The sequence below is a fragment of the Actinoplanes sp. NPDC051405 genome (assembly GCF_055586185.1).
In genome coordinates, this window is the sequence record NZ_JBVJIR010000019.1 from 11354 (window position 1) to 37631 (window position 26278).

General features: G+C 72.8%; 26 protein-coding genes. 13 read left to right on the plus strand and 13 right to left on the minus strand.

Translation table 11 applies throughout. From position 1 onward, the window contains the following. Window position 1 precedes the first annotated feature (1 nt). The 3 genes from ACZ6S4_RS34035 (at window position 2) to ACZ6S4_RS34045 (ending at window position 3730) form a co-directional block, all read left to right on the plus strand. Entirely contained in the window at window positions 2–904 is a 903-nt protein-coding gene (locus ACZ6S4_RS34035) for a GNAT family N-acetyltransferase (protein ID WP_465478841.1), read from the plus strand. Then, window positions 901–2007 (plus strand): o-succinylbenzoate synthase, encoded by a 1107-nt coding sequence (menC, locus tag ACZ6S4_RS34040; protein WP_465478842.1) that lies wholly within the window; start codon window positions 901–903, stop codon window positions 2005–2007. The genes ACZ6S4_RS34035 and menC overlap by 4 nt, the downstream gene beginning before the upstream one ends. A 115-nt stretch (window positions 2008–2122) precedes the next feature. Further along, on the plus strand, window positions 2123–3730 hold the full coding sequence (locus ACZ6S4_RS34045) for a helix-turn-helix domain-containing protein (protein ID WP_465478843.1): 1608 nt from the start codon (window positions 2123–2125) through the stop codon (window positions 3728–3730). Here the strand turns inward: ACZ6S4_RS34045 and ACZ6S4_RS34050 are convergent. The 7 genes from ACZ6S4_RS34050 to ACZ6S4_RS34080 all read right to left on the minus strand — a co-directional run bounded on the left by ACZ6S4_RS34050 (window position 3705) and on the right by ACZ6S4_RS34080 (window position 10825). Next, on the minus strand, window positions 3705–4754 hold the full coding sequence (locus ACZ6S4_RS34050) for a HAMP domain-containing sensor histidine kinase (RefSeq protein WP_465478844.1): 1050 nt from the start codon (window positions 4752–4754) through the stop codon (window positions 3705–3707). The genes ACZ6S4_RS34045 and ACZ6S4_RS34050 overlap by 26 nt on opposite strands. Further along, complete coding sequence (locus ACZ6S4_RS34055; RefSeq protein ID WP_465478845.1) at window positions 4754–5416, minus strand: response regulator transcription factor; 663 nt, start codon at window positions 5414–5416, stop codon at window positions 4754–4756. The genes ACZ6S4_RS34050 and ACZ6S4_RS34055 overlap by 1 nt, the downstream gene beginning before the upstream one ends. A 40-nt stretch (window positions 5417–5456) precedes the next feature. After that, complete coding sequence (locus tag ACZ6S4_RS34060; protein WP_465478846.1) at window positions 5457–7187, minus strand: hypothetical protein; 1731 nt, start codon at window positions 7185–7187, stop codon at window positions 5457–5459. Window positions 7188–7210: 23 nt separating this feature from the next. Then, entirely contained in the window at window positions 7211–8662 is a 1452-nt protein-coding gene (locus tag ACZ6S4_RS34065; protein ID WP_465478847.1) for a CoA-binding protein, read from the minus strand. A 187-nt stretch (window positions 8663–8849) separates the two neighbouring features. After that, window positions 8850–8948: a DUF1918 domain-containing protein gene (locus tag ACZ6S4_RS34070; protein WP_465479021.1), complete on the minus strand. Its 99-nt coding sequence runs from the start codon at window positions 8946–8948 to the stop codon at window positions 8850–8852. A 17-nt stretch (window positions 8949–8965) separates the two neighbouring features. Further along, the gene (locus ACZ6S4_RS34075; protein WP_465478848.1) at window positions 8966–9799 is read right to left on the minus strand and encodes an endonuclease/exonuclease/phosphatase family protein; all 834 of its coding nucleotides are present in this window, start codon (window positions 9797–9799) and stop codon (window positions 8966–8968) included. A gap of 21 nt (window positions 9800–9820) precedes the next feature. Next, a complete protein-coding gene (locus ACZ6S4_RS34080) occupies window positions 9821–10825 on the minus strand; it encodes a helix-turn-helix transcriptional regulator (RefSeq protein ID WP_465478849.1) in 1005 nt (334 codons plus the stop codon). 86 nt (window positions 10826–10911) lie between these two features. Here ACZ6S4_RS34080 and ACZ6S4_RS34085 point away from each other — a divergent pair, with 86 nt between their 5' ends. Next, on the plus strand, window positions 10912–11334 hold the full coding sequence (locus ACZ6S4_RS34085; protein ID WP_465478850.1) for a VOC family protein: 423 nt from the start codon (window positions 10912–10914) through the stop codon (window positions 11332–11334). Window positions 11335–11359: 25 nt separating this feature from the next. On the opposite strand, the gene ACZ6S4_RS34090 is transcribed toward ACZ6S4_RS34085, so the two are convergent. Then, entirely contained in the window at window positions 11360–13465 is a 2106-nt protein-coding gene (locus tag ACZ6S4_RS34090; protein ID WP_465478851.1) for a glycoside hydrolase family 15 protein, read from the minus strand. Between the two features lie 267 nt (window positions 13466–13732). Here ACZ6S4_RS34090 and ACZ6S4_RS34095 point away from each other — a divergent pair, with 267 nt between their 5' ends. Both ACZ6S4_RS34095 and ACZ6S4_RS34100 read left to right on the plus strand, forming a co-directional pair. Then, window positions 13733–15409 carry a heparinase II/III family protein gene (locus ACZ6S4_RS34095; RefSeq protein WP_465478852.1) on the plus strand — a complete coding sequence of 559 codons (1677 nt, stop codon included), beginning with the start codon at window positions 13733–13735 and terminating at the stop codon, window positions 15407–15409. Between the two features lie 88 nt (window positions 15410–15497). Then, on the plus strand, window positions 15498–15908 hold the full coding sequence (locus ACZ6S4_RS34100; protein WP_465478853.1) for a spore germination protein GerW family protein: 411 nt from the start codon (window positions 15498–15500) through the stop codon (window positions 15906–15908). Here the strand turns inward: ACZ6S4_RS34100 and ACZ6S4_RS34105 are convergent. Further along, complete coding sequence (locus tag ACZ6S4_RS34105) at window positions 15820–16242, minus strand: PNPOx family protein (RefSeq protein WP_465478854.1); 423 nt, start codon at window positions 16240–16242, stop codon at window positions 15820–15822. The genes ACZ6S4_RS34100 and ACZ6S4_RS34105 overlap by 89 nt on opposite strands. A 250-nt stretch (window positions 16243–16492) precedes the next feature. Here ACZ6S4_RS34105 and ACZ6S4_RS34110 point away from each other — a divergent pair, with 250 nt between their 5' ends. The 4 genes from ACZ6S4_RS34110 to cydC are packed head-to-tail and all read left to right on the plus strand — an operon-like array spanning window position 16493 to window position 22190. Then, window positions 16493–17884 (plus strand): cytochrome ubiquinol oxidase subunit I, encoded by a 1392-nt coding sequence (locus tag ACZ6S4_RS34110; protein WP_465478855.1) that lies wholly within the window; start codon window positions 16493–16495, stop codon window positions 17882–17884. A gap of 12 nt (window positions 17885–17896) precedes the next feature. Continuing rightward, the gene (gene cydB / locus ACZ6S4_RS34115) at window positions 17897–18922 is read left to right on the plus strand and encodes a cytochrome d ubiquinol oxidase subunit II (RefSeq protein ID WP_465478856.1); all 1026 of its coding nucleotides are present in this window, start codon (window positions 17897–17899) and stop codon (window positions 18920–18922) included. Further along, window positions 18919–20529, plus strand: a complete 1611-nt coding sequence (gene cydD, locus ACZ6S4_RS34120) for a thiol reductant ABC exporter subunit CydD (RefSeq protein ID WP_465478857.1) — start codon at window positions 18919–18921, stop codon at window positions 20527–20529. The genes cydB and cydD overlap by 4 nt, the downstream gene beginning before the upstream one ends. Next, window positions 20526–22190, plus strand: a complete 1665-nt coding sequence (cydC, locus tag ACZ6S4_RS34125) for a thiol reductant ABC exporter subunit CydC (RefSeq protein WP_465478858.1) — start codon at window positions 20526–20528, stop codon at window positions 22188–22190. Before cydD ends, cydC begins: the two co-directional genes overlap by 4 nt. Here cydC and ACZ6S4_RS34130 read toward each other — a convergent pair. The 3 genes from ACZ6S4_RS34130 to ACZ6S4_RS34140 form a co-directional block, all read right to left on the minus strand. Further along, on the minus strand, window positions 22159–22605 hold the full coding sequence (locus ACZ6S4_RS34130; RefSeq protein WP_465478859.1) for a hypothetical protein: 447 nt from the start codon (window positions 22603–22605) through the stop codon (window positions 22159–22161). The two genes, cydC and ACZ6S4_RS34130, sit on opposite strands and share 32 nt — an antisense overlap. Next, on the minus strand, window positions 22595–23188 hold the full coding sequence (locus ACZ6S4_RS34135; protein WP_465478860.1) for a hypothetical protein: 594 nt from the start codon (window positions 23186–23188) through the stop codon (window positions 22595–22597). The genes ACZ6S4_RS34130 and ACZ6S4_RS34135 overlap by 11 nt, the downstream gene beginning before the upstream one ends. A gap of 85 nt (window positions 23189–23273) precedes the next feature. Next, window positions 23274–23789 (minus strand): flavodoxin family protein, encoded by a 516-nt coding sequence (locus ACZ6S4_RS34140; RefSeq protein ID WP_465478861.1) that lies wholly within the window; start codon window positions 23787–23789, stop codon window positions 23274–23276. Window positions 23790–24048: 259 nt separating this feature from the next. On the opposite strand from ACZ6S4_RS34140, the gene ACZ6S4_RS34145 reads away from it, so the two are divergent. Continuing rightward, entirely contained in the window at window positions 24049–24183 is a 135-nt protein-coding gene (locus ACZ6S4_RS34145) for a hypothetical protein (RefSeq protein ID WP_465478862.1), read from the plus strand. 58 nt (window positions 24184–24241) lie between these two features. Then, window positions 24242–24490, plus strand: coding sequence for a hypothetical protein (locus ACZ6S4_RS34150; RefSeq protein ID WP_465478863.1), 249 nt, complete (start codon window positions 24242–24244; stop codon window positions 24488–24490). A gap of 21 nt (window positions 24491–24511) precedes the next feature. Here the strand turns inward: ACZ6S4_RS34150 and ACZ6S4_RS34155 are convergent, their stop codons facing one another. After that, window positions 24512–25138, minus strand: a complete 627-nt coding sequence (locus ACZ6S4_RS34155) for a DUF1349 domain-containing protein (protein ID WP_465478864.1) — start codon at window positions 25136–25138, stop codon at window positions 24512–24514. 194 nt (window positions 25139–25332) lie between these two features. Between ACZ6S4_RS34155 and ACZ6S4_RS34160 the strand changes: the two genes are divergently transcribed. Further along, window positions 25333–26229 carry a universal stress protein gene (locus ACZ6S4_RS34160; protein ID WP_465478865.1) on the plus strand — a complete coding sequence of 299 codons (897 nt, stop codon included), beginning with the start codon at window positions 25333–25335 and terminating at the stop codon, window positions 26227–26229. Window positions 26230–26278: the final 49 nt, after the last annotated feature.

The window sequence follows — 26278 nt, forward strand, 5'->3', positions numbered from 1 at the left end:
GATGAGCAGGCCCGAGAACCTCGGTGGCCTGCAGACCGGGCCCGAGCCGAACCACCTCGACGCCGCCGTCGACGAGGCCGTCGGCCAGGCCCAGTCCGCCGCCGCGTCCGCCCGGGTGGACGTGCGCGCCCTGACCGACTTCGACGACCTGGACCAGGCGGTCCGGCTGTTCGCCCGGATCTGGGGCCGCGACGCCAACCCGCCGATGAACCTCGAACTGTTGCGAGCGTTCGGGAAAGCGGGCAACTACGTCAGCGGCGCCTTCGTGGGCGAGCGGCTGGTCGGGGCGTGCGTCGGCTTCTTCCACGCCCCGTCGGAGGACGCCCTGCACAGCCACATCGCCGGGGTGTCACCTGAGATGACCGGGCGCGCGGTCGGCTTCGCCCTCAAGCTGCACCAGCGGGCGTGGGCGATGAGCCGCGGCGTCGACCGGGTCGCCTGGACGTTCGATCCGCTGGTGGCCCGTAACGCCTACTTCAACGTCGTGAAGCTGGCCGCCCGCCCGGTCGAGTACATGCCGAACTTCTACGGGCTCATGCTCGACACCCTCAACGGCGACGGGGACTCCGACCGGCTGCTCGTCCGGTGGTCGTTGCGGGATCCGGCCGTCGCCGAGGCGTGCGGCCGGCCGGGGGAGCACCGGCCGGATCCGGCGCCGGCGGCCGGTGCGGTCGTGGCCGTGGGGACGGCGGCGGACGGCTCGCCCGACCTCGGCCGCCTCGACGGCGAGACCAGCGTGGTCGCCGTCCCGCGGGACATCACCGCGCTGCGGGCCTCGGACCCGGCCCTGGCGGCACACTGGCGGCGTGCGGTGCGCGACGCGATGACCGGCCTGCTCGCCCAGGGCAACGCTGTCGTCGGCTTCGACCGGGCCCGGGGATACTTACTGCGGAGGGAACCATGAAACTGACCGGCTGTGAACTGCGGTGGCTCACCATGCCCCTCGTCGGCCCGTTCCGTACCTCGTTCGGCACGGTGACCAGCCGCGAGATCCTGCTCGTGCGCGTGGTCACCGAGCACGCCGAGGGCTGGGGCGAGTGCGTGGCGATGGCCGCGCCGGTGTACTCCTCGGAGTACACCGAGGCGGCCGCCGGGGTCCTTCGCGACCACCTCGTGCCGGCCCTGGCCGCCGCCGCGCCGGCGAACGCCCTGGCCGTCGCCCCGGCTCTCGCCCCGATCAAGGGTCACCGGATGGCCAAGGCGGCCCTGGAGATGGCCGTCCTCGACGCCGAGCTGCGGGCCGGGGGCCGCTCGTTCGGCCGGGAGCTGGGCGCCGTCCGCGACCGGGTGCCGTGCGGCGTCTCGGTCGGGATCATGGACAGCATCCCGGCGCTGCTCGACGCCGTCGACGGCTATCTGGCCGAGGGGTACGTCCGCATCAAACTCAAGATCGAGCCCGGGTGGGACGTCGAGCCGGTACGCGCCGTCCGGGAGCGCTTCGGTGACCAGGTGCTGCTGCAGGCCGACGCGAACACCGCCTATTCGCTGTCCGACGCCCGGCACCTGGCCCGCCTCGACCCGTTCGACCTGGTGCTCATCGAGCAGCCGCTGGACGAGGAGGACGTGCTCGGCCACGCCGACCTGGCCCGGCTGATCCGTACGCCCGTCTGCCTCGACGAGTCGATCACTTCGGCCGCCTCCGCCGCGGCCGCGATCCGGCTCGGCGCCTGCCGGATCGTGAACGTCAAGCCGGGCCGGGTCGGTGGCTACCTCGAAGCCCGGCGCATCCACGACGTGTGTGCCGCGCACGGCGTACCGGTCTGGTGCGGCGGCATGCTGGAGACCGGCCTCGGCCGGGCCGCCAACGTGGCCCTGGCCGCCCTGCCCGGCTTCACGCTGCCCGGGGACACGTCCGCCTCCGGCCGCTACTACGCGGCCGACATCACCGAGCCGTTCGTCCTCGACCAGGGCCATCTGCCCGTGCCGACCGGCCCCGGGCTGGGCGTGACCCCGGATCCGGCCCGGCTGGCCGAGGTGACCACCCGCGTCGAGTGGATCTCGATGTGAACGTGAGCAGCGCGTAGCCCCCGGCCCCTATCGTGAGAGCGACGCCCAGGCCCAGGGAGTGCCCATCGCCGTGAATCCCGCCCCCTCGGCACGCCCCCGAGCGAGCCTCGGCCGCGTGCTGGACGACCTCGGCTCCATGCTCCTGGAGCTGGTGCACGGCGACCCGGAACGCGCCGAGCCGGTCGGTTCGGTGGTCATCCACGATCCGGAGGACAGCCCGGTGCTGCCGCCGCACGCCCTCGTGCTGGGCGTCGGGGTCAGCGACCCGGCCGTGATCACCGAGCTCCTCGCCGAGATCGGCGCCCAGGACGCCGTCGCGCTGGTCCTGCGCTCGTCGGTCCCGGCGCCGCCGGAGGTGCGGGCGGCCGCCGACAAGGCCGGGGTGGTCCTGCTCGGGCTGCGCCGCGGGGCCCCGTGGGTGCACCTGGCCGCGATGCTGCGTTCCCTGCTGGCCGAGGGTGAGGTCGGCATGGCCCAGCAGGAATCGCTGCTCGGGCTGCCCTCCGGCGACCTGTTCGCGGTGGCCAACGCGATCGCCGCGCTCATCGACGCGCCGATCACCATCGAGGACCTCAGCTCCCGCATCCTGGCCTTCTCCGGCCGGCAGGAGGAGGCGGACCCGTCGCGGGTCGAGACGATCCTCGGCCGGCACGTGCCCGAACGCATCGAGCAGGAGCTCACCGAACGCGGCGTGTTCCGCGACCTGCTGCGCACCGACCAGCCGGTGCGCATCGGCCCCATCGGCGACGGCCGGCACGGCTTCTCGCTGCCCCGGCTGGCGATCTCGGTCCGGGCCGGCGACGAGGTGCTCGGTTCCATCTGGGCGGTGACCCCGCACGGGCTCACCGAGGAGCGCACCGAGGCCTTCCGCGACGCCGCCAAACTGGTGGCGCTGCACCTGCTGCGGCTGCGCGCGGGCACCGACGTCCAGCGCCGGCTGCGGATCGACCTGCTGAGCTCCGCACTGGAGGGCGGTGCGGGCGCCCGGGCCGCGATGGAACGGCTGGGCCTGGCCGGACAGCCGGTGCTGCTGCTCGGCGCCACGTTGTCGCAGAGCGGGGAGCAGCGTCCCGACGACCCCGCCCTCATCCAGGAGCGGCAGCGCCTCAGCGACGCCTTCGCCGTGTACCTGCACGCGGTCCAGCCGCGCAGCACGACGGCACTCGTGGGCGGGACCGCGTACGGGCTGCTGCCGACCGCCGCCGGGGCCGACGAGGCCGACGCCCGCGGGCGGCGCCTGGCGGCCGACTTCCTCGACCGGGTCGGTGACCGGCACCGGCCGGTGGTCGGCATCGGGCCGGTCGCCCGGGACATCAGCGAGCTGGTGCAGGCCCGGGCCGGCGTCGATCGGACCCTGCGGGTGCTGGCGCAGGCCCGCGGGGACCGGCGTACGGCCGGCATCGATGACGTCTACGTCGAGTCGCTGCTGTTGGAGCTGCGGGATCTGGCCGCCCTGCGGGGTGACCGCCCGACCGGCGGGATCCGCCGGCTCATCGAGTACGACCGCAAGCACGGCAGCCACCTGGTCGCCACTTTGACCGCGTGGCTGGACCACTACGGCGACGTCGTGGCCGCGGCCCAGTCGTCGTTCGTGCACCCGAACACGTTCCGCTACCGGTTGCGCCGCCTGGCCGAGGTCGGCGGGATCGACCTGGGTGACCCCGACGAGCGTTTCGCGGCGATGCTGCAGCTGCGGCTCAGGCCCGGGGCAGGCGAATGGTGAAGCACAGCCCGCCGCCGTCCGCCGGCGTCGCGGTGATGGTGCCGTCGTGGGCGCGGACGATCGACCGGGCGATGGCCAGCCCCAGCCCGCTGCCGCCGCTGTGATCGATGCGCTCGGCGGCCAGCCGCGTGAAGGGCTCGAACAACCGGGCCACGTCGTCGGCCGGCACCACCGGCCCGGTGTTCACCACCGTCAGGGCGGCGTCCCCGGCTCCGACGGTGACGTGCACCGTGCCGCCCGGGTGGTTGTACTTGACCGCGTTGTGCAGCAGGTTCCGGACCAGGCGTTCCAGCAGGACGCTGTCGCCGGCCACGGTGCGGGGACGCAGGTCGGCGGTGACCTTCACGTCGGCATCCGCGGCGGCGAGGGCGCAGGCGTCGACGAGCCCCGCGGCGATCCGGTCGAGGGACTGCGGCGTACGCGACGCCAGCCCCTGATCGGCCTGGCTGAGCACGAGCAGCCCCTCGATCAGCCGCTCGTTGCGGGCGTTGGTGGCCAGCAGCTGGTTGGCCAGCAGCGCCGACTGCTCCGGGCTCAGCGGCTCGGTCATCCCGACCTCGATCAGCGTGCGCTGCAGGGCCAGCGGGGTGCGCAACTCGTGGGACGCGTTCGCGGCGAAGATGCGCTGGCCCTCGTACCCGGCGGCGATCCGGTCCATCGTGGCGTCCAGCGCGCGGCCCAGCCGTCTGAGCTCGTCACGGCCGCGCCCCGGGCGGATGCGGTGGCCCAGGTTCTGCGGGCCGATCTGCGCGATGGCCGGGATCAGGCGGCGGACCGGTGCCAGCACCCAGAACAGCAGCGGCACCTCGAGCAGCATCACGACGGCGAGCACGATGCCGTACTCGGGCAGGTTGGAGATCGGGATCTTGCGGGTGATCCGGCAGGTCATGCCGTCCACGTCGCCCAGCCAGCAGGGCTGGAAGTCCGGCGCGTCCCAGGGCAGCCGGTAGTACACGAACTGCACGGCGAAGACGAGCGTGATCGTGACGAGGCCCGCCACGGCGAGCCGGCCGCGCAGGCCCATCAGGTCAGCCCGATGCGGTAGCCCGCGCGGGGCACGGTCTGCACGACCATCGGCTCGCCCAGCTTGCGGCGCAGCGTGGAGACGGTCACCCGGATCACGTTGCTGAACGGGTCGGTGTGCTCGTCCCAGACCTGCTCCAGCAGGTCCTCGGTGGTCACCGCCTGGCCCTGTGCCCGCATCAGCGCGTGCAGCAGGCCGAGCTCCTTGACCGTCAGCGCGAGCGGCCGCCCATCGCGGGTCGCGGTACGGGTGGCCACGTCGAGCACGACACCGTCGCGCTCCAGGACCGGTGGCAGGGCCGGGGCCGTGCGCCGGGCGAGCGCCCGTACCCGGGCGACGAGCTCGGCCAGCGCGAACGGCTTGGTGAGATAGTCGTCGGCGCCCAGCCCGAGCCCCTCGACCCGGTCGTAGACCCCGCAGGCGGCGGTCAGCAGCAGCACCCGGGTGCCGGCGCCGTGGCCGACCGCCCAGCGGCAGATCTCGTCGCCGGTGGCGCCGGGCATGTCCCGGTCGAGCACCGCGACGTCGTACCGGTGGACCGAGATCTTCTCCAGCGCCTGCCCGCCGTCGTAGGCCACGTCGACGGCCATCGCCTCGCGCCGCAGGCCCACCGCGATCAGGTCGGCCATCAGCCGCTCGTCGTCCGCCACCAGCACTCGCACGCGGTCACCCTGCCCGGCCGGGGATAAAGCCGGGGTGAGGTCACGGTCGCCAGAGCCAGACGTCACGGACGGTCAGCGCGGGCCCGTAGACCTGCGTGAACAGCTCCCGCAGGGCCTGGTTGCCGGCATCGGCGCGCATCACCACCGCCTCGCCGTGCCAGCGGCCCACGTCGGCGCGTACCGCCGCCCTGTCAGCGTCCGACAGCAGGGGTGTCGTGCCGCCGGTGAGTGTCCGGATGACCAGCTGGGTGGTCCGGCTGACCTGTCGCGTACCCATGTGGCCTTTGCCGTCCGGATCGGGACCGAGGAAGTAGCCCTCGGGCACGGTGAACTCCTGCCGGGCCTGCGCACTCCAGCTGAGCGTGTCGCGCCCTACCCAGTTGCTCGGCAGCGGCACCGGCACCAGGGTCCCGCCCGGGTGCACGTACTGCCGCCAGTCGCCGTCGGCCACGAACGCCGGCACCGGCCGTTCGGGCATGGCCGGAAGCGGTGTGGGCAGCAGCGGCAGCAGGGCCGCCAGGATCAGCAGGCGCGACGGCCGGAGACGATCCCAGGCGAGCGCGACGAGCAGCACGGCGGCGCCGGTCACGGCGTAGGTCAACCGGCTCGGCATCAGCAGATCGACGATCGGCACGCCCTCGGGCAGCCACGCCAGCGGCCCGCGCGAGCCGGTTTCCACGCCGCCGAGCCGCACGACCGGCCCGAGCGACAGCACCGCGAACACCACCGCGACGCCGCCCGCGACCCGCGCCGGCACCGAGCGGCGCCACAGAGCGGCGACGAGGCCGACGAGCAGCAGCGTCAGGGGCCAGCCGAACCAGCTGTTCTGCTCGATGCGGCCCTGCGTGGCCTCGGCCTGCGGGCCACCGGCGAGGGTGTCCCGCGCGAAGGTCAGGTAGGTGACGGGGTCCTCGCCCCAGCTGGTAAAGGCCGGCATGCCGGCGAAGGACTGCGGTCCGAGGAACTGGAACCAGATCGGGTACGCGCACAGCACACCGGCCACCACCGCGGTCGCGCCCAGGGCCCGCAGGAACCCGGCCGCCCGCCGCCGGGCCACAGCGGGCCGCAGCGCCGCGTACACGGCCACGCCCAGCCCACTGGCCAGCGCCGTCACCAGCAGCAGCTCCTCGTTGATGAACAGCTGCCAGGTGACGAGCAGGCCCAGCACCACACCGTCGCGGCGCCACCGGCCACCGGCGCCCAGCCCGAACACGGCCGCGACGATCAGCGGCAGCAGGAAGTTCGAGACGAAGTTCGGCTGCCCGTTCGCGTGGTGCACCACCCCGGGCGCGAACCCGGCGAGCGCCCCACCCGCGAACGCCGCGGCCCGCGAACGGACGACGAAGCGCTGCAACGTCCAGTACGTCGTGGCTGCCGTGCCCGCGCAGGCGGCGATCATCCAGATCACGTAGGTGATCCGCGCGCCCAGGAGCAGCGTCAGCGGGGCGAGCGGGATCGTCACGCCCAGCACCGACGTGTTGGCAATCATGTTCACCCCGTACGGGGTGTTCTGCGCGGCCGAGAACAGCGGGTTGCCGCCGTGGGCGAGGAAGTGGGCGCCGTGCGCGAGCAGCCACTGGAACCAGGTGTGGTCGGCGGGCAGATGCGACGAGATGCGCTCGCCGGGATCGCCGAGGTACTGCCACATCACGACAACCCCGAGCACCACGTACGCCGACAGCGCCGTGACGTGCGGCAGCCGGGACCGGGCACCGCCGGTGACCTCGGGGGAGTGGACAGCCGACGGCGCTTGATCCAGGAGGACGGTCATGGCCGGCGACCGTACGGATCAGGTCATAAGCGCTGGATAAACGCTCCTCTGCCGGTTCCGCCGGGTCCGGGCCGGGTGGTGACCGTCCGGCGGATCGCGCCGCGTCCCGATTCGGGGCGGCGGGCCGGCGGGAACCGCCGCCAGGCGGCGTAGTCGCGGGCGTGGGCCAGCGCCCGGAGGGCCTGCTCCGGCTCGCGGAAGACCGGGACGGCGGGCCGGCCGAACTGGTGCACGTCCGCGGTACCGCCGGTGCTGATCGCGGCGATCGTGAGACGCGGATGGTCATCGAGGATCGGCGCCAGGGCCGCCAGGTACGCGGCGAGCACGTTCGCGCGGGTGCCCACCAGGACCAGCAGCAGGACCTCGATCTCACCGCTGATCGCGACGGTCTCGATGGCGTCGGCGATCCGCGCCGGCAGTGCGTCGATGCCGAGGTCGACCGGATTGCCGGGACCGTCCGCGCCGGCGGAGGACGGGAGCTGGTCGCGGGTCGCTCCGCTCAGCGGCACGACGTCGAACCCGTACGTCCGGGCCCGGTCAGCCGCGAGGGCCGTGAGGCCGCCGGCGTTGCCGACGATCGCCATCCGGTTGCTGCCGGGCAGCGGCTGGTCCACCAGGACCCGGGCGGTGTCGAGCGTCTCGCCGACGCTCGCCGTACGGATGACGCCTGCCTCGGCAAGCAACGCTTCCCGTACGGGGTCAGCGGCGCCGGTGATCGCCAGCACGGGCTTGCGCCGGCTGAGGAACCATGCGGCCCGGGCGAAGCTCGCCGGGTCGCTGAACGCGTCAGGTGACAGGGCGACCGCGCGGGTGGCCGGGTCGTCGAGCCAGTAACCGAGCAGGTCGCCGCCGGAGAGGTCGACCGCGTCGCCGAGGGAGACGAGACTCGAGACGCCGCAGTGCTCGCGTACCGCGTCGGCCAGCAGGGTGATGCCGACGGCACCGGACCGCACCGCCAGGGCGAGGCCGCCGCTGGGCGGGCGCAGCGGCGACAGACTCGCGTTCAGCTTTACCCGTGGGTCCGTGTTGAGGACGCCGAGGCAGCCCGGGCCGAGCAGCCGGATGTGGTGCCGGCGGGCGATCCGGAGGATCTCCTGCCGCTGTCTCTCACCCCACGGATCGCCGGTGCCGAGCAGGACGGCGCCGCGGACCCCGAGCCCGCCGGCGTCGGTCAGGACGTCCGCGACGTCGTCGGTGGCCACGGCGACCACCAGCAGGTCGACGGGTCCGGGCACGTCGGTGACGGCGCGGTGGGCCGGCACACCGCACACCGGGCGGCCGGAACCGTTGACCGCGTGGAGCCGGCCCTGGAAGCCGTATTCGCGGAGCGCGCGGATCGTCTCGTGTCCGGCGCCGCCGCGCCGTCGTCCCGCGCCGACGACCGCGATCGACCGTGGGGCCAGGATCCGGCGCAACGCGCAGGCCGCGGCCTCCTGACCGAGGCCGGTCGCGCCATGGTCGTCGCGCGCCGTCATCGTCAGCCTCCGCATCCTCGCGCTTCGCCCAGCGGTCGTGCGGCCCGACGGGCCCGGTTGTTCTCCTGCGGCGCCGGGCGCCAGCTCACGCATGGTGCAGGAATCCCCGGGGCGTATCGAGCGTCGAGCATCCGGGCGCCTGCGCCTGCGCCTGCGTTCGCGGTCCGGCCGGCAGCCCGTCGTCGGGTCACCGTACCGCGTGCGGTGGGGTGCCGTCGGCGTGCCGGAGTGCCATCATGACGCCGCCGCGGACTCTGTCACCCACGTGCGTTCCCTTGACGACGATCCGGTCACGTCAGGCTGTCACGACTGTGGGACGGTCTCGACGTCGAGGTCGGCCACCACGCCGGCGTGGTCGCTGAGCCAGACCCCGTTCACCGGGCGGTCGGCGATCAGCCGGGCCGCGACGATCCGGGCCCGGGCCTGCGGATGGGCGTGCGCGGAGCCGACGAACACGTAGTCGATCCGCCGGCGGTGACCGGGCTGGCCGATCACCCGTTCGATCTCGGCGGCGGCCAGCGGATTGTCCACCGTCCAGGTGTGGCCGGGGCCGTCACCGGCCACGGCCCAGGCGTCGTGATAGTGCGCGCTGCGCCCGTGCAGCGTCTGCAGACCGCTCAGATAGCGGGTGCTCGACGCGTCGGGGCCGGCGTTGAGGTCACCGGCGATGATCGTCGGCAACACGGTCCGATGGCGGGCGTCGAGCTCGGTGATCTCGACCGCCTGACGCTCACGGGCGGCCTCGGCGTCCAGCCGCCACGGCGTCGTGGGCACGATGAACAACTGCTCACCCAGCGAGGGCAGCGGCACCGACACGGCGAGTGTCCACCAGTGGACGTCACCCGTCCGGTTCTCCAGGACCTCGAGGACGCGGTGGGGCCGGCGGGTGGCGATCGCGGTCCCGCCGTACCGGTCACCGTCCGGCGGCAGCCGGTCGAGCACGCCGGCCTGGTGGGTGGTGTGCAGCCCGGTGCCGGCGACCAGCTCGGCGAGCTGGTCACGCCGGCCCGGGTAGCAGACCTCCTGGAACGCCACCAGATCCGGCGCCAGGCGCAGAATCTCCTGATGGAGCAGGCGGGTCCGGCGCGGGTCGCCCTCGTCGTTCTGCACGTTGATCGTCAGTACGCGCAGGCGCATCGGGCCCCCTCTCGTCGGCCGTCAGGATAACGACGGCCGGTCGTGCGCCGCGTCGAACCCGGCCGCGGTCCGGGCCAGCCGCCGGGCGAGTTGCCCGCACGCGTCGGCCAGTTCAGCCGGGCCGACGACCTCGATGTCGGCGTCGAACCGGGCGACGGCGGCGGCGAGGCTCGGCCAGGACCACGATCCGAGGGTGAGCCGGCAGCGGCCGGGCCCGGCCTCCTCGACGACGCCGTCGCGGCTGTGGAGCGCGACGGTGGCCGCCGGCAGATCGAGCAGCACTGTGCCCTGGCAGGGCCAGCCGCCTGAGCTGTCCCCGGAACCACGGAACTTGCTGATGACAAAGCCGGCGACGTCCCCGCCGGGCAGCTCGCGCGGGGTGAACCGGGGCCCGTTGGGGATGCGCGGAGCGATCCGGTCGGCGCGGAAGGTACGCCAGTCCGCGCGGTCGAGGTCCCACGCGACGAGATACCAGCGGCCGTCCCAGGTGACGAGGTGATGCGGCTCGGCCCGGCGCGGGGGCGCGTCGGCATGCTCGGCGCCGTAGTCGAAACGCAGGACCTCCCGGGCGTGGACGGCGGCACTGATCGCCAGGAGCACGTCGCCGACGACCGCAGCGGCCGGGCGGGCGGCGGGCCGCTCGACGGCGGTGACCTGCAGAGCGCTGACGCGGTGCCGCAGCCGGGCCGGCAGGACCTGCCGGATCGTGGTCAGCGCGCGGGCGGACGCCTCGGCGAGGCCGCTGCCCGCGGTGGTGGCGGCGAGCTGCAGGGCGACGGTGAGGGCGACGGCCTGTTCGTCGTCGAACAGCAGCGGCGGCAGCTCGGTGCCGGCGCTGAGCCGGTAGCCACCGTCGGGCCCCTTGGCCGCGGCGATGGGATAGCCGAGCTCCCGGAGCCGGTCGACGTCGCGGCGTACCGTCCGCAGGCTGATCTCCAGCCGGTCGGCCAGCAGGGTGCCCGGCCAGTCCCGGCGGGTCTGCAGCAACGACAGCAGGGCCAGCAGTCGGGCGGAGGTCTTCGGCATGACGCCGATTCTGCCCGGAGAAGAGGACACATCCTGTCACCTACGGCTGCGAATCTTGGGTCCAAGCAACCGAGACAGGAGTCATCATGAGCATCACCACCACGACCCATCTGAACTTCCGCGGCGACGCCCGGGAGGCGCTGACCTTCTATCAGTCCGTGTTCGGCGGCCAGACGGTCCTGCTGACCTACGCCGACGCGCACAACGTCACCGACCCCGCCGAGGCCGGGCAGATCATGTGGGGGCAGGTCCAGGCCCCGAACGGCTTCCACGTCATGGCGTACGACGTACCCGGCAACCAGACCTACAGCCCGGGCGACAAGCCGGTCTTCGTCTCGGTGCGCGGCACGGACGAGGCCGAGCTGACCACGTACTGGAAGGGTCTGTCCGACGGCGCGACCATCGTCCAGGACCTGGGCCCGGCCGGCTGGAGCCCGATGTACGGCATGCTCAAGGACCGCTTCGGCGTGACCTGGGTCCTCGATCTCGCCGTCGCTTTCGCTCAGTAACGCGGGCGGGTCACCAGCGGCCGGGTCAGGGGGTGCCCGAGCGGCGGCCGAGGTAGCGGTCGGCGACCACGGCGGGCTGCTCCACGACCCGGCCCTGGGCCAGATTCCGGGCCAGCCGCAGGTACTGCGCGTGCGTCCAGGCCAGCGGCGTCGCCGAGAAGGTCGGCGTGCCCGGCTCGAAGCGGCCCTGTCCCGCCGGGGGAGTCAGGTCCCAGACCTGTTCGGGGAGCATGCCGCCGGGGCCGGTGGCCCGGGTCATCGCGGCCAGCCGGGACGCCGCCGCCCGCAGATCACCGGTGGCGATCTCGTACTCGCCGCGTTCGCCGCTGAGCAGGGGCCAGGCCCGGCCCCGGGAGACCAGCGAGCCCGGCGGCTCGTCGAACTCCCACTGGCTGCCGTCGAGTTGCTCGCCGAAGCCGTCGAACGACGCCCGGTGCCAGAAGAAGCCCCGCGGGGTGGCCACGCCGAGCTGGGCGTCCACCACGGCCAGGGTGTTCACCACGTCGGGGTCGGACGGCGGCAGGATGCCGAGGCGGACCAGGTCGAGGAAGCCGGGGTCGACCACCCGACGCTGGTCCACATCGACCGGTCCGCTGTCGCCGATGCTGTACGTGGTGCCGGCGTCCGGGTTGCCGTCCTTGGTCAGCCGCAGGAAGTACGGCCGGGCCGAGTACGGGCCGGTGCTCGTCACCGTCCACGACTTGACCCGGTCCCGCCAGGAGTCGGCCGTCGCGAGATACCGCCGGCTCGACGCGAGGTCACCGTGGGAACGCGCGAGCGAAGCGGCACACACCAGGCCGGCGATGGCCGTGGCGATGGTGTTGGGCGAGTAGCCCGACTGGTTCTCCCAGCGTTCCTGCGGTGTGAACGGCGCTCCGGGATATCCGACCAGGAAGTCGGCCGCCCGCTTGACGCCCGGCCAGGTGTCCCCGCGACCCAGCTGGTAGGCCAGCACGATCGGGAGTGCCACCTCGTCGAGTTGCAGGCCGCCCCACACCGGCGTGCCGTCCACCTGGGAGTTCTGCGGGAACGAGCCGTCCTCTTTCTGCTGCACGTCGAACAGGAAGTCCAGGGCGCGGTGGGCGCCGGCGCGGTCACCGGCGGCGATCAGTCCCGTGGCGATCTGGTAGAGGTCGCGCGACCACACCAGGTGGTAGGGCCCGGATGGATCGTCCGTGCCGAACGCCCACGGTGAGGCCGGCGCCGCGACGTACGCCCCGGGGTGGGTCTTGTCCTCGGAGGCCGCGAGGACCATCGCGGAGGTCCGGTAGAGCTGCCGTTGCGCGGGGCCGCGCAACACCCGCGGCGGGGCGCTCAGGCCGGCCAGATAACGCTTCCAGCCGTACGCGTAAGAGCGTGCGACGCTGCCGAAGCCTTCCCGCAGCGAACGCCGGGCAGTGGTCAGCGCCTCGGCGGCCGAGCCGGCGAAGCCGAGCGCGAGAGTGCTGTGCCGCCCGCGCAGCGCGGCCGTCTGCACCAGGTTGCCGGCCGTGGCCGACGAGTAGCGCCAGTCCATCCGCCCGTCGCGCAGGTCGGTGAGCCCGTCGCTGACCCCGGCGAAACCGCTGGACGTGGCGGTGAAGGAGCCGGCCAGCGCACTCGACACTCCACCGTCCGTGGCCAGCAGCGCCCCGCCGGAGGTACGCCCCGAGTCCCCCGCCCGGGTGTTGCCCAGCGCCGGATCGTAGACAGCGAACAGCTCGTGACCACGCGGCGCGGCGAACGACAGGTCAACCAGGACAGTCGACCGTACGGGATCGGTCGTGTAGTCGGCGGTGAGCCGCCACCCGGAGCCGTCGTACGTCTGCCGGAAGCGCAGGCCGTCGAGCTGCTCGGTGCGGACGGCGGCCTTGGCAACACCGCCGCGGGCGGTCACCACGAAGGTCAGGGAACGGGCGCTCGGTCCGCCGATGGTCGGATAGAAGATCTCGCCCAGGCCGCCCTCGCGCTGCACGGTCGCCCAGACCTTGCTGTCCCGGGTCCGCGAGGTGAGCAGCCCCGACTTGTCGGCCGGGAGGTACTGCTGATCGGCGCCGGGCGCCCCGGGCGCCGGCCCGGTCGCGGGGGCGACGGGCGCGAGCCCCAGCGCGGCCACCAACAGCACGGGCAGGGCAGGCAGGACCGCTGTCATCTCGACCTCCTCGTCGCCGGACCCTCCCGGTCTACACCGGTGCCTCCTTGATCGCATCAGCTGCCGGTGATCGTCTTTTGCCGGCGGTGCCAGAAATGATCACGAAATGGCGAGGGCGCAGCCGTAAGGCCTATCGCCTCACGCCTTTTCAGTGGTGCCGGTGAACATATTTCCGGCGTTCAATTCCCCATAAGGACGATCTTTCTTGCTGCATTCGGTTGATCACGGGGTGGCCGGATCCAGTCCTGAGGGGATGGTGACGAGGAAATGCACAGATCCGCTGCGGCAGGCGCTGTCCTCGCGCTCACCGCACTTCTGCTCGGAGCGGTTCCGGCCGGGGCCGACCCGAAAGACACGCACGTGATCACCCTGGACCCGGCCGCGGTCGACGACATCGACGCCCTGGACGAGATCTACGGCCCCCCGCCCGAAGGGCAGCGAGCCGCCGATCCGACCGCCGATGCCCGCTGCGGTTCCGCGGCCGCCGACCCGGTGCCCGACGGCCGGCCGATCGTGGTGAGCATGCCGCCGGCGCCCGCCTTCACGGTCGGCGCCATACCCGCCGCGTCCTGGAAGAACCCGCCGGTGGCCGACGTGACCTGGCGCCTGCAGTACCAGGGCCTGATGTGGATGAAGCCGCTGGCCCGGCGCGCGGCGATCGACGGCCAGACGCAGTCGCTGGCCGCGCTGGTCGCCCAGGCGGTCGCCTTCCACCGCCAGAACCCGGACCCCGGCAACAACAACTACGGCTGGGACGAGGGCACGGCGCTGCGGCGCCTGGAGACGGAGAACTGCCTGTACGCGCTGACCGCCTCCGAGCTGCTGCGGCCCGGCATGACCGCGGACGCCCGGGTCCTGCTCGGCCCCCGGTACTACGGACCGCCCAACTATTCGGTGCACAACCACGGCCTGATGGCCAACCTGCAACTGGCCCGGGGCAGTGATCTGCTCGCCGTACCGTCCTGGAAGACCACCGCCGTCAGGCGGATGACCAGCGAGGCGCCGCAGTCGTTCTCCGCACGCGGCCTCTCCTACGAGCAGTCGTCGATGTATCACGGGGTCAACACCACCCTGTGGGCCAACGCGGTGCCGGTGCTCGCGGGCACGCCCGGGTCGGAGGCCGCCGCTGCCACGGTCGACATGCTGGTCGGGAAGGCCCGCACCGCGTACCAGTGGCTGACCGAGCCCGACGGCGTCATCGTGCAGGTGGGCGACTCCGACGAGATCCGCGGCGCCGCGGCGACCCTGAGCACGCCCCGGGTGCTGCGCGACGACCAGACCGGCTGGACCGTCGGTCGCTGGTCGTGGACGGATCCGCAGACCGTCTACTACAGCCTGCGGTACGGCCCGGCCCGGCGGGCGCACGGCCAGCACGACCGGGCCGGCGGCGTGACGTTCACCGCGGCGGGCGTACGGGTCCTGGTCGGTCCGGGCCGGTTCAGCTACCACGCCGCCGACAACTACCGCGCGTATCAACTGTCGGCCTACAGTCACAACGTGGCGCTGCCCGACGGCGGCACGGTGACCAGCGCCGGCGGTAAGGTGACGGCAAGTGTGATCCAGGGCCCGGCGCACAACTGGACAGTGCAGGACACCATGTTCGGAATCAGCCACACCCGCGGCGTCAACGTCAACCGGGACACCCGGACGATGAAGGTCAGCGACTCGTTCCCGGCCAAGAGCCTGTGGCGGCAGTACTTCCACCTCGACCCCGCGTGGACGCTGGTGTCGGCGCCGCTCAATGGCACGAAGCTGACCTTCGCCCACCCGGACGGCCGCCGGCTCGGCATCACCACGACGGGCCGGCTGTCCGGGGCCGTCCGGGGCATCACCCGGCCGCCGCAGGGCTGGCACTTCCCGAAGTGGGGCAACCGGGTGTGGGCGTACGAGATCGTGATCCGCTCCTACGGGCGGTCGTCGGTCACGAGTTTCGTGGTCAGCTGACCGACGTCGAAGTGACCCGGCGCCGGCCGCGACGAGACCAGGAGAGGCGTTGGTAGTCATGACTGTCACGACGAGGAACGAGACACGCTTGCTGGACACCCTGCGGGAGGCCGTCGGCAACGTCACGGTGGACAAGGTCTTCGGCACCCCGATCACCCAGGGAGACACGATCGTGGTGCCGGTGGCCCGGGTCGGCGGCGGTGCGGGCGGAGGCGGCGGCACCGGCATGACCGGGCCGGGCCAGGAGCAAGGGGGTACGGGCGGAGGCCTGGGCGTGTCGGCCAAACCGCTCGGCGTGTTCGTCCTGCACGACGGCAAGGTCGACTGGCGGCCGGTCGTCGACGTCAACCGGATCGTCCTGGGCGGTCAGCTCGTCGCGGTGGCCGCCCTGTTCGTGGCGCGGGCCCTGATCACCGCGCGGGCTCGTCAGGGGGCGCGATCGCGTCGTCCGTACCGGTCGGCCGGTCGCCTGGCCCGCCGGGTTCTGCCCCGGCACTGATCCGGAAGACCGGGAACCGCGCGGCGATCGCCGCGAAGGCCTCGGCGCCGGCGTGCCGGTCCACCGGGATGTGCGGGCGCGCACCCGGCGCCACCTGCAGGTAGCGCTGCAGGATCGGCCCGCGCTCCGCCACGTCGACCTCGTCGAGACGGACAGGGATCCGGCGGCCGGTGCGCAGGGCGGCAGCTCCACCGGCCGCGCGGACATTGGCGACCCAGGCGGTGCCGGGGCCGAGCATCGCCACCAGGTAGCGCCCGCCGCGATACTCGACGGGCACCAGGGGGAGCGAGACGGTCCGGCCGGTGCGCCGGCCGCGCACCTCCAGGGTCACCATGCCGGTCCCGTGGTCGAGCGTCCATCACGCGTCCCCTTCGAGTGACCCTGTCTCGGGCGATGTCCACCCGATCCTGACAGCGGGCAGCGCCCGGGTTCAGGGCCGAAAGTCATCGCCCGACGGGTCGGGGCAGCGGACGTGCTGATCCGGCCCGCACGGGACCACCTGCCGGCAGGACGGGACCTTCGGCCCTGCAGGTGCGGCGGTGAAGATCCGCAGAATCGAGCGCAGCCGTGGAAAGGACATTCCCGTGGATGCGCTCGATCTGGCCCGATGGCAGTTCGGCATCACCACCGTGTACCACTTCATCTTCGTGCCGATCACCATCGGGATGTCGGCGCTCGTCGCCGGGTTGCAGACCGCCTGGGTGCGGACCGGCAAGGAGCATTACCTGCGCGCCACGAAATTCTGGGGCAAGTTGTTTCTGATCAATTTCGCGATGGGCGTGGTCACCGGCATCGTGCAGGAATTCCAGTTCGGGATGAACTGGAGTGACTATTCGCGTTTCGTCGGGGACATCTTCGGCGCGCCGCTGGCCATCGAAGGTTTGCTCGCCTTCTTCCTGGAGTCGACGTTCCTGGGGTTGTGGATCTTCGGCTGGGACCGGTTGCCGAAGCGGCTGCACCTGGCCACGATCTGGCTCGCGTCGATCGGGACGTTGCTGTCGGCGTACTTCATCCTGGCCGCGAACTCCTGGATGCAGCACCCGGTCGGCTACGAGGTCAATCCCGAGACCGGCCGGGCCGAGCTGCACAGCATCGGGGCCGTCCTGACCAACTCCACGACCCTGGTGACGTTCCCGCACACCATCACCGCCTGCTTCCTCACGGCCGGCGCCCTGCTGCTCGCGGTCAGCGCCTGGCACCTGCGCAAGCGCAACCAGGAGGAGGTCTTCCGTCCGGGTCTGCGGCTCGGCGCCTGGGTCGTGCTGATCGCCGGGCTGGGCGTGCTGATCACCGGTGACCTCCAGGCCCGGATCATGACCGAGCAGCAGCCGATGAAGATGGCCGCCGCCGAGGCGCTCTACGACACCTCGAAGCCGGCGAGCTTCTCGCTGTTCACCATCGGCTCGCTCGACGGGCGCGAGGAGGTGGCCAGCGTCCGTATCCCGTCGCTGCTGTCGTTCATGGCCACCGGTAGCCCGTCCGGTGAGGTCGAGGGCATCAACGACCTGCAACAGCAGTACGCCGACAAGTACGGTCCCGGCGACTACCGGCCGTACGTGCCGGTCACGTACTGGTCGTTCCGCCTGATGATCGGCTTCGGCGCGCTGGCCATGGCGGTGGCGTTGCTGGCGCTCTGGGCCACCCGGCGCGGCCGGACCCCGGCGAACCGGTGGCTCTGGATCGCGGCGGTCACCACCGTCGGCATGCCGCTGCTGGCCAACTCGTTCGGCTGGATCTTCACCGAGATGGGCCGCCAGCCGTGGACCGTCTTCGGCGTCTTCAAGACCGCCGAGAGCGGCTCACCGTCGGTCAGCACCGGTGAGGCCGCCACCTCCCTGATCGTGCTGACCGCCCTCTACGGCGTTCTGGCCGTCATCGAGGTCGGCCTGTTCCTCAAGTACGCCCGGGCCGGTGCGCCGGAGGTCGAACCACCAACCGACGAGGACGCCGACCGCCCGCTGGCGTTCGCTTACTGAACAGGGGCCGAGATGGAACTCACCACTGTCTGGTTCGGCCTCATCGCGGTGCTGTGGGCCGGCTACTTCCTGCTCGAGGGCTTCGACTTCGGCGTCGGCATCCTGCTGCCGGTGCTGGGCCGCGACGACCGCGAACGCCGCCTGCTGATCAACACGATCGGTCCGGTCTGGGACGGCAACGAGGTGTGGCTGCTGGTCGCCGGCGGCGCCACCTTCGCCGCGTTCCCCGAGTGGTACGCGACCCTGTTCTCCGGCTTCTACCTGCCGCTGCTGCTGATCCTCGTCGCGCTGATCCTGCGCGGTGTCGCCTTCGAGTACCGCGGCAAGCGCGACGACGCGGTGTGGAAGCGCCGCTGGGACCACTGCATCATCGGCGGCAGCCTGGTGCCGGCGCTGCTGTGGGGAGTCGCGTTCGGCAACATCGTCCGCGGCGTGCGGCTGGACGCCGATCACGAGTACGTCGGCGGGTTCTTCGACCTGCTCAACCCGTACGCGTTGCTCGGTGGACTGACCACCCTCACGCTGTTCACGTTGCACGGCGCCGTTTTCCTGGCCCTGAAGACCGGCGGCGAGATGCGCGTGCGCGCCGGGCGGCTCGCCGCCCTGATCGCCGGTCCGGCGATCGCGATCGCCGGGGGCTTCCTGCTCTGGACGGCCGTCGACCACCACGACCCGGCCGGCTGGCTGCTCTCGGCCGCGGCCGCACTCACCCTGATCGGGGCGGCTGTCGCGACCCAGGTACGCCGTGAGGGCTGGGCCTTCCTGGCCACCGGCGCCACCCTCGTGCTCGCCGTGTTCGCGCTGTTCGTGACGCTGTTCCCGGACGTGATGCCCTCCAGCATCGCCGCGGCCAACAGCCTCACCGTGGACAACGCGTCCTCCACGCCGTACACGCTGAAGGTGATGACCTGGGTCGCGGTCGTCTTCACCCCGGTCGTGCTGGCCTACCAGGGCTGGACGTACTGGGTGTTCCGCAAGCGGCTCACCGTCGAGCACATCCCGATGTCGCCGCCGCCGTCCACCCGGGAACCGGTGTGAGGCCGCTCGACCCGCGGCTGCTGCGGTACGCCCGTTCCACGCGGGCGTACCTGGCGGTCACGGTCGCTCTCGGGGTCGCGCTGGCCGCACTGATCGTCGCGCAGGCGACGCTGCTCGCGTACGGCATCACGGCGGTGTTCCTGGACGTCGCCGACGTCGCCGAGCTGACGCCGCTGCTCGGCTGGCTGGCTGTCGTTGTGGCCGGGCGCTGCTTTGTGGCCTGGGCCCAGGAGGTCGCCGCCGCCCGTTCCGCCGCCGGCGTGAAGTCCGAGCTGCGCCGCGGGCTGCTGGCCCGGCTGGCCGCACGGGGCCCGGACCAGCCGGCCCGTACGGGTGAGGTGACAACGCTGGTGACCCGGGGCCTCGACGCGCTCGACGCCTACTTCGCGCGGTATCTGCCGCAGCTCGTGCTGGCCGCCCTGGTCCCCGCGATCGTCGTGGCCCGGCTGCTGCCGGCCGATCTGGTCGCCACCGCGACCATCGCGCTCACCCTGCCGCTCATCCCGGTCTTCATGGCCCTGGTCGGTCTGCACACCGAGGCCGCCAACCGCCGTCAGTTCCGGCTGCTGAGCCGGCTGTCGCACCACTTCCTCGACGTCGTGGCCGGACTGCCGACGCTGAAGCTGTTCGGCCGGGCCCGCGCCCAGGCCGGCACGATCCGCCGGATCAGCGCCGACCAGCGGCGGCTCACCATGCGCACCCTGCGGACGGCGTTCCTGTCCTCGCTGGTGCTGGAACTGCTGGCCACGGTGTCCGTCGCGCTGGTGGCGGTCGGCATCGGGCTGCGGCTGGTGTCGGGTCACCTGGACCTGACGACCGCGCTGCTCGTGCTGATCCTGGCCCCGGAGGCCTACCTGCCGCTGCGTCAGGTGGGCGCGAACTACCACGCCAGCGCCGAGGGCCTGGCCGCCGCCACGGAAGCGTTCGAGATCCTCGAGACGCCCGTCCTCGCGGCCGGGTCCACCGCCCCGCCGACCGGCACGCTGGCGTTCGAGGGCGTCGTAGTGCGCTACCCCGGCCGAGAGCAGGATGCTCTGCGGCTCTCGGCGCTGATCCAGCCCGGGGAGATCGTCGCCCTCACCGGTCCCAGCGGCTGCGGCAAGTCCACCGCGCTGGCCGTCCTGCTCGGCTTCGTCCGGCCCACCTCGGGCCGGGTCACCGTCGGCGGAGTGCCACTGTCGTCCGTGGATCTCGACGCGTGGCGTACCCGGATCGCCTGGGTGCCGCAGCGCCCGCACCTGTTCGCCGGGACGGTCCGCGAGAACATCGCCCTGGGGGCTGACGGGGACGTCGTCAGGGCCGCACACCTGGCCGGGGTGGACGCCTTCCTCGACGACTACGACAGGTTGCTCGGCGACGACGGCGCCGGTCTGTCCGCGGGGCAGCGGCAGCGGATCGCGCTGGCCCGGGCGTTCCTGCGTGCCGCCCCGATCGTGCTGCTCGACGAACCCACCGCCAACCTCGACGCCGCCACGGCCGCCGGGGTGATGGCTGCGGTGCGGGAGCTCGCGCGTGGCCGTACCGTCGTCATCGCCGCCCACCGCCCCGAGCTGATCGCCCTGGCCGACCGGGTCATCAGCCTCGCCCCGGCGGCGGTGGCGGCATGAACCTGCTCGCCGTCCTGCGGCCCGCCGCGGGCGGCCTGCTGCTCGCCGTGCTGGCCGGGGTGGGCGCGGCCGGCGCGGGCATCGGCCTGATGGCCACATCGGCCTGGCTGATCTCGCGGGCCGCACTGCACCCGCCGGTCCTGCACCTGATGGTCGCCATCGTCGTCGTCCGCGCGTGCGGCATCGGCCGCGGCGCCCTGCGCTACCTCGAACGCCTGGTCGGGCACGACGCGGCCTTCCGGATCCTCGGCGAGCTGCGGGTCCGGGTGTTCACCCGGCTGGAGAAGCTGGCCCCGGCCGGGCTCGCCGACTTCCGCCGCGCCGACCTGGTGCAGCGGCTCGTCACCGACGTCGACGCGGTGCTGGAACTGGTGACCAGGGTGCTGCTGCCCTACGTCGTGGCCGCACTGGTCGGCATCGGCGCCGTCGTGCTCGTCGGCACGCTGCTGCCGGTCGCCGGGCTCACCCTTGCCGCGGCGCTGATGCTGACCGGGATCGTCGTGCCGCTGCTGCAGTCCGCCGCCGTGCGCCGCGCCGACGGCCGGCTCGCCCCGTTGCGCGGCGAGCTGGCCACCGCGACCGTCGACCTGCTGCAGGGCCTGCCCGACCTGGTCGCGTACGGGTCGGTGCGGCGTCAGCTGGCCCGGCTCGACGAGGTGGACGCCCGGTTGCGCCGCGCCGAGCAACGCTCCGCCACCGCCACCGGCGTCTCCGCCGCGGTCACCGCCCTGAGCACCGGCCTGTGCCTGCTCGTCGGGCTGGCCGCCGGAGCCGTGGCGGTGCGCGGGGGTCAGCTCACCGGCGAGCTGCTGGCCGTCGTGGTGCTCACCCCGCTGGCCGTCTTCGAGACCGCGGGAGCCCTGCCCCTGGCCGCGCAACGCTGGGCCGGGGCGCGAGCAGCCCTGGGCCGGCTCGCCGAGATCTTCGCGGCGCCCGTACCGGTGACCGTCGTGACCGACCCCTTCGAGGTGCCCGCCGGTCCGCACACGCTGCGCCTGGAGAACGTGACCGCGGGCTGGGCTCCCGGGCACACCGCCCTGCGGGACGTCGATCTGACGCTCGCCCCGGGCAGCCGGGTCGCGCTGGTCGGGCCGAGCGGATCGGGCAAATCGACGGTGGCGGCGCTGCTCGTGCGCTTCCTCGACCCCCGATCCGGCCGGGTCACCCTGGACGGGACCGATCTGCGCACGCTCGCGCCCGAGCAGGTACGGCGGGTCGTCGGCTACCTCAGTGAGGACGCGTACCTGTTCGACACGACCATCGGCGAGAACCTGCGCATCGCCCGGCCGCGGGCCACGACGGACGACCTGCGCACGGCGCTCGGGCAGGCCCGCTTGCTGGACTGGGTCGACTCCCTGCCGAACGGGCTCGACACGCTGGTCGGCGAGCACGGCCTGGCGCTGTCCGGCGGGCAGCGGCGGCGGCTCGCCCTGGCCCGGGCGTTGCTGGCCGGCTCGCCGGTGCTGATCCTGGACGAGCCGACCGAACACCTCGACGACGAGACGGCGGCGGCGCTGACCCGCGACCTGCTGGCGGCGGCCGGCGACCGTACGGTCCTGCTGATCACCCACCGCACGGACGACCTGGCGATGGTCGGCGAGGTGGTCACGCTGACTGCCGATGGTCACCTCAGGCGTGCCGTGACACTGAGCGCCCGGTGAGGCCGGCCGCCGCGATCGCCTGCACGAGCATGGCGACGGCGGTGCCCGCCATCGCGATGACCAGCACGGTACGGCCGAGCAACGTCCACTCCGGGGCGTCGAACGCGAACGGGAACAGCGCCCAGACCCGCAGCATCACTGCGAGGCTGATGCTGTTGGTGACCAGATCCCCGAGCGCCTTGAAGCGCGGTGGGTCGTACAGCACGTACAGCAGGTTGGCGACGATGCCCGCCACCAGCGACAGGTTGACCAGGGTCAGCACCCGGCTTGTGTCCTCGGTCAGGAACGGCACGGCATGCCAGCCGGGACGGACGTTGATGAGGTGGAGCAGCACGGCGTTGAGGACCGCCGCGACGGTGTAGCCGAAGCTACGGGCGGCCTTCGACGGCCGGCTGAGGACGGTTCTAGTGATCATGATCGACTCCCGTCGGGGTCGGCCGGGCGGCCAGGACCAGGCCGGCCCGCCAGCCGGGAAGCCGGCCGCCGGCCGGTGGCCGGATCTTCGTCATGTCGTGCCCGCTGCGGGCCAGCAGCCAGGCGACCAGCGAGTTGGAGTTCCACATGTCACCGGTGCCGAGCTCGTCCCGCCCCCAGGTGACCGGCGGCGCCTGCGACACGAGGTCGAGAAGGTCCCGTGCGCGGACGAGATCGTCGCTCACCGGGTACGGGCTGTCGACGGCCTCGGCGGCATCGGGAACGACGCCGTCACGCCACCGGCGGACCTCGTACCGGAAAGCGGTGAACCGGCCCAGTCGGCGCAGGCCGACCGGACCTTGCAGAACGACGCCGCGGCCGGTGGCGCGGGTGGCCCAGACCGGTGCCATCTCGATGACGTAGCGATCGGCGCCGACGACAACCTCGAGGGCGCTGTGGTAGAGCCGGGCCGCAGGCCGATGGTCCCGCCGGGCCGCGATCGCCTCGTAGAGCCGGCCGTTCCAGCGCACGAGGTGCCCGCCGGCGCCGAGGGGCAGCCAGTACACCGACACTCCGCTGGTCATCGCTACCACCTCTTACCTTCACTTTCCGCCGTTCTCGCGGCGTGTCGCCAGGGCCGAACGGACCGCCTGATCGGCCCGGCCGTCCTCAGGCCGTCTCTTGCGCAGCCGTGACCGTCGCTGCCAGCGTCGCGCCCCACCGGCGGGCGTCCTCCTCCTCGTGCACCTGCAGCGGCCCGGTCGTGTCCCTGACCAGGAAGCTCCGCGCGGGCAGCACGATGGGGCAGCCCAGCAGGCGCAGGTGCCGTTGGATCCGGCGCGCCGCCGACCCCGGCAGGAACGGCTTGTCGACCTTGGTGTCGAACGCGGCGGCCGGCACCCCCGTCAGTGCCGGAGACGTGTCGAGGAACTCGCGTACCCCCACCTCGGCGGAGCCGGGCCGGACCTCGCCCTGCTGGGCTGCCTGCTCCCGGGTGGACGGCCGGCTCATGCCGAACGCGTGCGTCGGTCCGCCGACCACGAGCAGGTCCATGCCGGACACGCGCGGCATCGTGCTGACGTCGGCGAGGGTCACGTTCAGTTTCTCGCCGAGGCCGTCGGCGATCGCCCGGGCGGCCTGCTCGGTGTTGCCGAACATCGATTCATAGACCACAAGCGCTTTCATGACGGCCTCCTCAAGGCATCGGATCAGCACCGGGCAGCCGGCGTGGTGCACCAGCTGAGTCCAGGCGGTCTCCCCGATCGTCAGCCAGGCCCCCGATCCGCTGGAAGTGCGGCAGGTCCAGAGTGCGGGGGCCACCCGGCCCGCGACCCGCTGCGGCACCGGGCCGAAAGTCCTCTGCCGGCGGTGCCGTCGACTCTGCCGGCGCGCTGCCGGCCGAGCGACGATGAACCCAGGTACGGCAAGCCTGGGAGGTACCGCCATGTCATGGCTCATCCTGGTGATCCTCGCGATGCTGGCGCTGTTGATCATCGCCGGACCCGTGCTCGAGGACCTGCTCGACCGGATCTGGCCGCCCCACGCCGGTCCGGCAGCGCGCCACACCCACCGGAGATGAAGGTCAGGAGGAGCGTCACGGCACCCCTGTCCGTCTCCGATCCGCTCGTCCGGCACCCGTGCCTCAGCGACCTGCCGGTGGCCAGGCTGCGGCGCCTGGCGGCCCACGGTCGAGAGAGGGCCGGCGTACCTGGACGGTCGAGATCACCATCACCGAGAACGAGGACGAGCGCCGTCCGCCGTCCGACCAGGACGGCGGCGACCCGGCCACCGCCCGGGCGCCGGCCGTGCTCGCCTACCAGGCGCTGACCGTCGGCGCGGCCGACCTCGAGCAGGTAGTCCGCCCACCCATGCGGATGCTGTCCTGAGCGGACCCACCGCTGACGCGGTCATGAGCCGTCGCGCAGCTCCGCCAGCCGGTCGGAGGTGAAGCTGACCTGGTCGAAGGTCACGGTGCACCCGTCGCCCGTAGGCGACTGGGCTTCGAAGCCGATCCGGTGGCCGGCGAGGTCGTCGCCGAGGTGGAACACGCGGACCAGCTGCCAGGTCGTGCCGTCGAGCGAGGCGTGGTAGGCGTAGGCCCGGTCGATGCGGGAGACGCGCAGCCAGATGACGTGGCCCTCGACGGTGAAGGCGTTGGCATCGTCGGAGACGCCCCGGGTCACGACGGAGACGACCATGGGCGCCGAGGACGGGGAAAACTCGAAACAGAACTTTCCCCAGTGCTTCTCGTCGGCCCACAGCAGCAGGACCCCGGCGTCGTACTGGGCCCGGAAGTCGACGCTGACCCGCGCCCTGAACTGGAAGTCGCCGCCGGGTGGCAGCCCGAGCAGAGTCACGGCGCTCAGCATGGTCTCGGCGTCCCCGGCATCGGCACCGCCGGGATTGATGTAGAGGTCGGTGTGGGCCGGGGCGGCGGCGGTCACGGTCCCGGTCGCGTCGTCGTACCGCCACACATCCGGAGGTGAGGCGGTCACGGGGAACGGGAGCGGGGATGCATCCGGGACCTGGTTCATCGAGTTGCTCCTGTCGGGATCGCGGCGGAGCGCCGAGCGCGGTGGCCCCGAAGCCTAGCGGTGATCTCCGGTCGCCGGTGGTGTCCGGCACGGGACCAGGAGACCGCGTACCACGGCGAGAGACGGACCAAAGTCCCGGCCATCCCGGTCCGTCGGCCGTTCTGCCGGATCCGGTCCGCGCCTACTTTCAAGGTATGCACACCGTCGTGTCGGACCCGCAGCAGCTTCCCGTCGTGGTCGCGGTCGACCAGGCCCGGGAACACCTGGCCATCGTTGATCTCGGGGTCGAGGAGGCGGTCCGGCGCCAGGCGCCGTTGACCATCGTGCACGTCTGGCCGAGCCGGCACAGCACCACGACCGGGGCCCGCAGCCCGCTGCCGACCGAGGCGGACAGCCGGCACCTGCTCGACCTCGCCGCGCGGCGGGCCCGCCACCAGGCGCCCCGGCTGCGGGTCGGCACCGAGCTGCTCCACGGCCGGGCGTCCACCGTGCTGGCCCAGCGATCGGCGTCGGCGCGGCTGCTGGTGGTGGGCCACCGCGACGAAGCGCTGACCCAGCCCAGCTGGGGGTCGACGGCCACCTATCTCGCCCATCAGAGCGCCTGCCCCCTGCTGGTACGCCGCGGGTCCGCCCCGCCGCGCGGACCCGTCGTGCTCGCCGCCTCCGCCGGCCCACGACCCACGTCGACGGTGGCCTGCGCGTACGAGGAAGCCGCCCGCCTCGAGGCGCAGCTCGTGGCTCTGCACGTGGTGGCCTCGGCCGCCGGTCCGGAGGCGTCGATGGCCGACCGGCAGCTGGCCGAGGCACTGGCCGGCTGGGCCTGGGCCTACCCGGATGTGGTCGTCGAGCGGCTGATCGTGCACGACGTCAACCTCGGCTACACCCTGCAGCGGGCGGCCCGGCGGAGCCGTCTCCTGGTCGCCGGGATGGGGCGTACCGGTCGCTTCGCCGAACTCGTCTACGGCTCACTGGGCATCGCGGCGATGCGCGGCGCGGTCTGCCCGGTGCTGTTGGTCCCGCCCGCCTGGCGTTCCGGGCCGGCGCGGGAGACGGCCGGCTCCGCGGCGATGCGGGCCGCGACCACGACCTGAGCTTCCGCCCCGCGCAACACGCCCGGGCCGGACCCGCGAGTGCGGATCC

Coding starts and splice junctions, on each gene's coding strand:
- ACZ6S4_RS34085 (WP_465478850.1), top strand. CDS start 10,912: ATGAGCATCACCACCACGACCCATCTGAACTTCCGCGGCGACGCCCGG.
- ACZ6S4_RS34080 (WP_465478849.1), bottom strand. CDS start 10,825: ATGCCGAAGACCTCCGCCCGACTGCTGGCCCTGCTGTCGTTGCTGCAG.
- ACZ6S4_RS34155 (WP_465478864.1), bottom strand. CDS start 25,138: ATGAACCAGGTCCCGGATGCATCCCCGCTCCCGTTCCCCGTGACCGCC.
- cydB (WP_465478856.1), top strand. CDS start 17,897: ATGGAACTCACCACTGTCTGGTTCGGCCTCATCGCGGTGCTGTGGGCC.
- ACZ6S4_RS34145 (WP_465478862.1), top strand. CDS start 24,049: ATGTCATGGCTCATCCTGGTGATCCTCGCGATGCTGGCGCTGTTGATC.
- ACZ6S4_RS34105 (WP_465478854.1), bottom strand. CDS start 16,242: ATGGTGACCCTGGAGGTGCGCGGCCGGCGCACCGGCCGGACCGTCTCG.
- menC (WP_465478842.1), top strand. CDS start 901: ATGAAACTGACCGGCTGTGAACTGCGGTGGCTCACCATGCCCCTCGTC.
- ACZ6S4_RS34090 (WP_465478851.1), bottom strand. CDS start 13,465: ATGACAGCGGTCCTGCCTGCCCTGCCCGTGCTGTTGGTGGCCGCGCTG.
- ACZ6S4_RS34135 (WP_465478860.1), bottom strand. CDS start 23,188: ATGACCAGCGGAGTGTCGGTGTACTGGCTGCCCCTCGGCGCCGGCGGG.
- ACZ6S4_RS34095 (WP_465478852.1), top strand. CDS start 13,733: ATGCACAGATCCGCTGCGGCAGGCGCTGTCCTCGCGCTCACCGCACTT.
- ACZ6S4_RS34075 (WP_465478848.1), bottom strand. CDS start 9,799: ATGCGCCTGCGCGTACTGACGATCAACGTGCAGAACGACGAGGGCGAC.
- ACZ6S4_RS34060 (WP_465478846.1), bottom strand. CDS start 7,187: ATGACCGTCCTCCTGGATCAAGCGCCGTCGGCTGTCCACTCCCCCGAG.
- ACZ6S4_RS34065 (WP_465478847.1), bottom strand. CDS start 8,662: ATGACGGCGCGCGACGACCATGGCGCGACCGGCCTCGGTCAGGAGGCC.
- cydC (WP_465478858.1), top strand. CDS start 20,526: ATGAACCTGCTCGCCGTCCTGCGGCCCGCCGCGGGCGGCCTGCTGCTC.
- ACZ6S4_RS34140 (WP_465478861.1), bottom strand. CDS start 23,789: ATGAAAGCGCTTGTGGTCTATGAATCGATGTTCGGCAACACCGAGCAG.
- ACZ6S4_RS34160 (WP_465478865.1), top strand. CDS start 25,333: ATGCACACCGTCGTGTCGGACCCGCAGCAGCTTCCCGTCGTGGTCGCG.
- ACZ6S4_RS34050 (WP_465478844.1), bottom strand. CDS start 4,754: ATGGGCCTGCGCGGCCGGCTCGCCGTGGCGGGCCTCGTCACGATCACG.
- ACZ6S4_RS34130 (WP_465478859.1), bottom strand. CDS start 22,605: ATGATCACTAGAACCGTCCTCAGCCGGCCGTCGAAGGCCGCCCGTAGC.
- ACZ6S4_RS34035 (WP_465478841.1), top strand. CDS start 2: ATGAGCAGGCCCGAGAACCTCGGTGGCCTGCAGACCGGGCCCGAGCCG.